This is a genomic window from Synechococcus sp. CCY9201 (genome assembly GCF_034931105.1).
Classification (GTDB): domain Bacteria; phylum Cyanobacteriota; class Cyanobacteriia; order PCC-6307; family Cyanobiaceae; genus CBW1002.
In genome coordinates, this window is the sequence record NZ_JAYGIC010000055.1 from 1 (window position 1) to 2877 (window position 2877).

Sequence of the window (2877 nt, forward strand, 5' to 3'; positions counted from 1 at the left end):
CATCTGGCCAGCGCGCTTGCTCAAGGGCGGCCTCACACTTCTCCTCTGTGCCGTAGAGCTCTATGAACTGAGGCAGAGAAAGACTCGGCTGGAACTGGATCCGATTCATGGCCATAGCGATCCCGACCGGTACATGCGTATCAGCCTAAGTGCTGGAAGGGCTCTGACGGAGCTTGCTACCTAATCAAGAGAGCCTATCGCCGTCGTCATGGTCATTATCCAGACGTGATCTGTGCCGATCAGATTGATCGGACTCGAGCGAACCGCGCTTTCTGTCAGCGTCATGGGATTCGCCTGAGTGGACCTCGCCTTGGTCGGCCCAAGAGCGATCCTGAGCTTGTGGCAGAAGAGACAGTGTCTTGATGATCAACGGCAACGTAACGCGGTAGAAGGCAAAATCGGACAGGGGAAGCGGCGGTTTGGATTGGGTTTGATTCGTGAGAAGCTGGCTGCCACCCAAGGATCAGCCATTGCATTGGCTGTACTGGTGATCAATCTCGAGAAGCTGCATGAGCTTCTGTTTGTCCTTATTGCCTTCTTGTTGCAGCTACTGAGCGGCACTGCATCCATCCGAAGAGGCGAGGAGCGACTCCTGAGCAATCAACCGGCTGCAGCCTGAGCAACAACATTCAGGGTTCGGCCGGGCCTCCCCACGTTGCTGACCTGGGGCAGGTTCTTACTTTCTCAGGAGACTCTCAGTAAAATACCAGCGACAAATTATACGATGATTTTCTAATGATCCCTTTGTGAAGTCCTGCTGCAGATAATTCCGTGATCCACGTGTCCTCGGCAATCGCAAGGATGCTTCCTGTGGATCTTAAGGTCTGCAGATTGTTGCGAATGAATAAATCGGCGGTCCTGAATCCAAATGGATTAAACATGTAGACGAATGACGGCTGCGCGATCAGCTTATGACTGCGCGCGTCGTCGACGAAAAATGTGATCGGAATCTGCTCCTGGCGCAGGGTCGAAAACTGCAGCAAATTCTTTCTTGAGGTGCTGATGAGTTCCTCCGAGAAATCAAAGCCGCTATAGGTTTTGAACCTGTAGTTTTCTGCGAAGTAGATTGTCGATATTCCGCTGCCGCAGCCAACGTCAAGAAGGCGGAAGTAAAAGGGATTGAATTTAGGTGGTGTCATGTCTATCAGCCTGTCGATATTTCTTAACCATCCGATCTGAAAATGCTGCGAATCGCTGACATCCATTCCCTCGATGTTCAGTCTTGCCAAGTCTCTTTCGTCTCGATGAAGATTGTATCGATTGATCCATTGATCATTGTAGTATTGATTGGCTTCTTTTCTCCACTGGAATTCAGGATCATTCCACCTTGGTGTAAACTTAAGGCCAGGATGGCAGCTGGGCTCCATGGCGGTCACGGAAGCAACTTGTTGAGATTCTATCTCTTGGCTGATTCCGATTTCACAGGAATCATGCAGGGGAGGCAAGGCCTTGAGGCTTTGCATGGTCGAAACTTGTGATTGATTGGACCGGAGACAGGAGGCCATACTTATGGGTTTTTACCCTTGCTCTTTTCGTGGCGCCCGTGCGTGTCTCCAGGCGTACTGATTGGACAACTCATCCTGACGCTTCAAACTCGGATGAATCAACTCGGCCACTACGGCTCTGAATCGTTGTCAGTACTCGCTCAAGGGTTTGAGGAATCAAAGGAGGCGCAACCCCCTCGCGCCTTGCTTGAAACGAAGAACCCCGTGGCAGGAAGCGAGGCTGACAGGGCGTTGGGTTGTTGACGGCAGCTCTCCAGCTGATTCAGCGACCCTCCATGTCTTGAAGGTGAAGGGTGGAGACGTTCTCCCTGTGATGTTGATGTGCGTTTTGATGTCTGGTGGCAAAGTCTGTGTCAGAGATAGTTTTCAGTGGTTGACGTTCGCACATCCTTCAATGATTGCGTTCGCTCAGAATATCCACCTTCCATCTGCTTCGTCAGAGGCTTCTCTGCATTGTCGATGCGCTGGCTTGGATCAGGCAGGCGCCAGCCGGCCTGAGCGAACGACTCTGAAGCAGACCTGGTGATTTTGACGTATGGGCACTGATAACAGTATCCTGTATTGATCAGGATCTCTGGCCAAAGAAATGAGTAAGCTCAAGTATTATGGTCACCTGGGAGATGATATTGATGACCCGCTAGAATATTTTCAAGAGCAAAATTATATTATCTGCAGAGGAGCCACTGATCCGGATAAAATTGATCAAGTGTTTAATATCTATAATGACATCGTGGTTGATTCGGATAGTAATTATCTGCGGCAATCGGGCCTTTGTGAGCGGCATGCCAAGACCGGAGTCGGGGGAGTTGCTAATTGTCTGTTGAATTGCCACAGTTATGAAGAGGGCGATAATGGTATGCTTTCTAGTGCAATTCTTTCTCTTCTGGGCTCTTCGAGCGTTCAGAAATCATTGTCTCAAATTAGTGGCAAGAACAATATCTTCAAGCTTTTTCAGACTATGCTTTTTGATCACGCTACCACTCCCCCTCATCAAGACTGGATTTATCTTGATTCCCGGCCTAACGTTCACCTGATAGCTGCTTGGGTTGCGCTTGAGGATACGCACCTTGAAGGAATCAGATTTTATGTCTACCCGGGTACTCATCTTATGGCTCCTCGGAGTGGCTATCTTGATCGGCAACATCATGCCATGTACGATGGCTTTCTGGCTGAAATTCGCACTTACCTAGAGTCGCAGGATCCACAGATTTATGCCCCTCCTCTTAAGAAAGGAGATATTTTCTTTCTTGATTAGGTAGCAAGCTCCGCCCTCCTCAGGAGGTGTTCGGGTCGTGCAGTGCAGAGACAGGCCGCCTGGAGCACTTGATCGGTCATCTCTTCCAGCTTGAAGCGGTGATTGAAGCGGAAGCTG

The 2877-nt window shown here is 49.9% G+C and carries 2 protein-coding genes and 3 pseudogenes; 2 read left to right on the forward strand and 3 right to left on the reverse strand.

The window, feature by feature from the left end; all coding sequences use genetic code 11:
• Positions 1–115, reverse strand: a pseudogene (locus tag VB716_RS05530) (IS1595 family transposase); the annotation flags it as partial.
• 74 nt (positions 116–189) lie between these two features.
• On the opposite strand from VB716_RS05530, the pseudogene VB716_RS05535 reads away from it, so the two are divergent.
• Positions 190–619 (forward strand): annotated as a pseudogene (locus VB716_RS05535) (transposase); the annotation flags it as partial.
• Positions 620–695: 76 nt separating this feature from the next.
• On the opposite strand, the gene VB716_RS05540 reads toward VB716_RS05535, so the two are convergent.
• Positions 696–1463: a class I SAM-dependent methyltransferase gene (locus VB716_RS05540; RefSeq protein ID WP_197158285.1), complete on the reverse strand. Its 768-nt coding sequence runs from the start codon at positions 1461–1463 to the stop codon at positions 696–698.
• Between the two features lie 628 nt (positions 1464–2091).
• Here VB716_RS05540 and VB716_RS05545 point away from each other — a divergent pair.
• Positions 2092–2760, forward strand: coding sequence for a phytanoyl-CoA dioxygenase family protein (locus tag VB716_RS05545; protein ID WP_323269963.1), 669 nt, complete (start codon positions 2092–2094; stop codon positions 2758–2760).
• On the opposite strand, the pseudogene VB716_RS05550 reads toward VB716_RS05545, so the two are convergent.
• Positions 2757–2877 (reverse strand): annotated as a pseudogene (locus VB716_RS05550) (IS1595 family transposase); the annotation flags it as partial. The gene VB716_RS05545 and the pseudogene VB716_RS05550 sit on opposite strands and share 4 nt — an antisense overlap.

Coding starts and splice junctions, on each gene's coding strand:
- VB716_RS05545 (WP_323269963.1), top strand. CDS start 2,092: ATGAGTAAGCTCAAGTATTATGGTCACCTGGGAGATGATATTGATGAC.
- VB716_RS05540 (WP_197158285.1), bottom strand. CDS start 1,463: ATGCAAAGCCTCAAGGCCTTGCCTCCCCTGCATGATTCCTGTGAAATC.